The organism is Robbsia andropogonis, from assembly GCF_000970345.1.
In the GTDB taxonomy this organism is placed as follows: Bacteria; Pseudomonadota; Gammaproteobacteria; order Burkholderiales; family Burkholderiaceae; genus Robbsia; species Robbsia andropogonis.
This window is the reverse complement of the sequence record NZ_LAQU01000120.1, coordinates 1-2670: the sequence shown is the minus strand read 5'-3', so window position 1 is coordinate 2670 and position 2670 is coordinate 1. Positions and strand designations below refer to the sequence as shown.

Here is a 2670-nt window from a genome sequence, read left to right as displayed (position 1 = left end):
ACGAGGCTTAAAAAGCTTATTGAAGTGCCCATTTATTTTTTAAATGGGCACTACCGGCATGCCGCCAATCGATACCCGGCCACATGAAATACGCGGCTGACAAGATGCCTTCGGTCGACGCTTACCTTATTGCAGCAGTACCGATAATGAACAACTGTTTATAAGTCTCTCCCTCGTGCGTAAAAGGATAGAAAGCCCGTACGCGGCAACGGCCTGAAAGAGCGCAAATCCCACCGTGGCGGTTCGCCAAGCTGGTCCATGTAAAGAAGGATGATGCGCAAGGATCTCGTGAATGCGCCCGAGGACGAGCGGGACAGTACCAGTGACAAACGCCCCGACAATGATGCTGGACACGATCAACAACGAGGCGGCGACAGTCAGCGCGGGAATGACAATGCCAAAAATTTCCAGAACGAATCCAATTCGAAGTGCAAGGCCGAATCCTGTTTTGTCAGCCAGCATGCCTGCCAGCACTGGGCCGACCGCTGCAGGGCAGCCTTTTCCAAGCAATTGACGTCAAGATAAGCGACAACGACGACGCATACGTATCAAGTGCAATGACCGCGTTCTTGAATATAGCGAACCTGGCGCACAAGTAAAGGTCTGGTGGATGAGTTGATGCGGCGCGTGGTTGAATCGGCCGTGGCGGATTCAACCGGTCGACTTATACAAACCCAAACAATCTGCGCGGGGTTTCCCACAAGATTGTCCTACGAACGACGCCGTCAGGCACCAAGGTTTCAAACAGGCAAAGCAACGGCGCATAATCAAGGCGTTCGGGGGCTCGCAAAAACGGCCAATCCGAACCCCATACGCAGGCCTCCGGGCCGAACGTGGAGATAAGCGCACGCGCGTACACCTGCGCATCTTCGTATGGATGTGATTCGCTGGAGATCTTTTGCAGCCCGGATATCTTGACGACCGTACGGCCATTCTTCGCCAAGTCGAGCAGTGCTTTGAATCCGGCCTGATGCAGACCCTTTTGAGGATCTGGTCGTCCGCAATGATCGATCAAGATACGCGTTCGTGTCTTGTCGATCAAGCCAGTCAATGCCAATAGTTGATCGCCGGCTACCTGAATCTGCGCGAACATATCCAGGTCAGCCAAGCGGTGAAAAAGTGGTTCGGCATCGGCAAGCGCCTGGACACCTTCCATCGCGGGATTGAATGCGATGCCGACCACACCGGCATCACGCAGTGCCAGCAGTCCGCGTTGATCGATCTCGTTTTCAACTACCGCAATGCCTTTAAATCGCCCTTGCCCCTGCGCAATGGCATCGAGCATGCAGGCATTATCGGTGCGATAGCCACTCGTAGGACCTACCAATAATGCATGCTGCACGCCGCTGGCGTCCATGACCGTTTTAAATTGGGCCGATGTGCCCACTTCCTGGCCGGACGGCCGATACACGGTATCACTGCGGTAGGGAAAACGCACGGGATCGAATAGGTGGTTATGGCAGTCTATCTTTTTTTCGTCGAAGATACCCATCCCACTCCTCTATATCCCGTGCGTTTGAAAGCAGGCCTAACGCCGAGAACGGCGTATCTCGAAAGAGGGCCCGTGGCGTTATCGTACTACGCACTTCCGCTATCCGAAACCACCCTCCTCGATTCCATGACCCTATCCACGCATAACATCAACGCCTGCGAAAAATCCACGCCACCTCAGCGCATCCATGCCCACTGGACGCCCTCTCCGAATGACTACCAGGAATCTCGCCATTTCTGTTCTGCTTCGGCTGCATATAAAGCACGCCCCACGGAAAACAGCACATCCAGATCCGAGTGGTCCAAGCGTGCCGAATTTTCAGCGATCCATTTCGCCAAGTCACGTGACGTGCCATTCGGTACCTGTGCAAAAGGTTCTGCTTCGCCGCGGAACTGCTTGCTGATGTGTGTAGCGTTCATTGCTCCCTCGTAGCAAATCATCCGCGTCTCCAACCCGACGCGCAGGTTTTGGCGTATCCGACGGAACATGTCACCGACCAGTTCTCGTGAGTCCGATAAACATCAACTCGGACGCCATGCTTGGATAACGACCAATTTGACTACTCCTTTAAGGTAAATTACAGATATCGCAGTTTTTAGGTATCACATATGTTGATTACGCCATCAATAAACGGCGTAAATTACCCGCAAAATTGGCATTTATTCATACAAATGAATATTCATTAAATATTTCACCATAATTAATGCCTAGGCATATAATTCCTCGATGTGAGCGTGATCGGAGACGTGTTGAAGCATCCGATGGCATAATCAACCGTACTCAGGAGGGAAATGTGCATATTGACGTCGACGGAACCGGCCGGCCAGACCTGATTTCAGAACAAGGTTATTTGTTTCTAGGAAGTCGGCTAAAACGCCTGGCCGAGCATATGCAGTCAGATGTAAGTCGAATTACGCAACGTGCGGGCATCAGTGTATTTCCGGGGCAATTCCCTCTTCTTGCGATGTTGTCCGATGGACCACAAACGGTAGGGTCGTTATCTCAAGCCACTGGCATCAGCCAACCCGTCACCACGCGTAACGTAAAGAAGTTGATCGAAGCTGGGCTGGTCACGGCAGACCCATCGACCTTCGACGGACGAAGCAAACGGTTATCGTTGACCAGGGCAGGTATGCAAGTGATGGATCGTTCGAGAAAGACGATCCTTCCGTTTGTGG

At 52.4% G+C, this 2670-nt stretch carries 4 protein-coding genes; 1 reads left to right on the top strand and 3 read right to left on the bottom strand.

Features of this window, described 5'->3' with window-relative positions; genetic code table 11:
* Positions 1-126: 126 nt before the first annotated feature.
* From WM40_RS26295 to WM40_RS26285, 3 genes are all read right to left on the bottom strand, one after another.
* A complete protein-coding gene (locus WM40_RS26295) occupies positions 127-462 on the bottom strand; it encodes a YbfB/YjiJ family MFS transporter (RefSeq protein ID WP_236693717.1) in 336 nt (111 codons plus the stop codon).
* Positions 463-664: 202 nt separating this feature from the next.
* Positions 665-1492, bottom strand: a complete 828-nt coding sequence (locus WM40_RS26290) for an amidohydrolase family protein (RefSeq protein WP_024904532.1) — start codon at positions 1490-1492, stop codon at positions 665-667.
* Positions 1493-1707: 215 nt separating this feature from the next.
* A complete protein-coding gene (locus WM40_RS26285; protein WP_046154522.1) occupies positions 1708-1911 on the bottom strand; it encodes a hypothetical protein in 204 nt (67 codons plus the stop codon).
* A 374-nt stretch (positions 1912-2285) separates the two neighbouring features.
* On the opposite strand from WM40_RS26285, the gene WM40_RS30525 reads away from it, so the two are divergent.
* On the top strand, positions 2286-2670 hold a 385-nt coding region (locus tag WM40_RS30525), incomplete at its 3' end, for a MarR family winged helix-turn-helix transcriptional regulator (protein ID WP_162199134.1).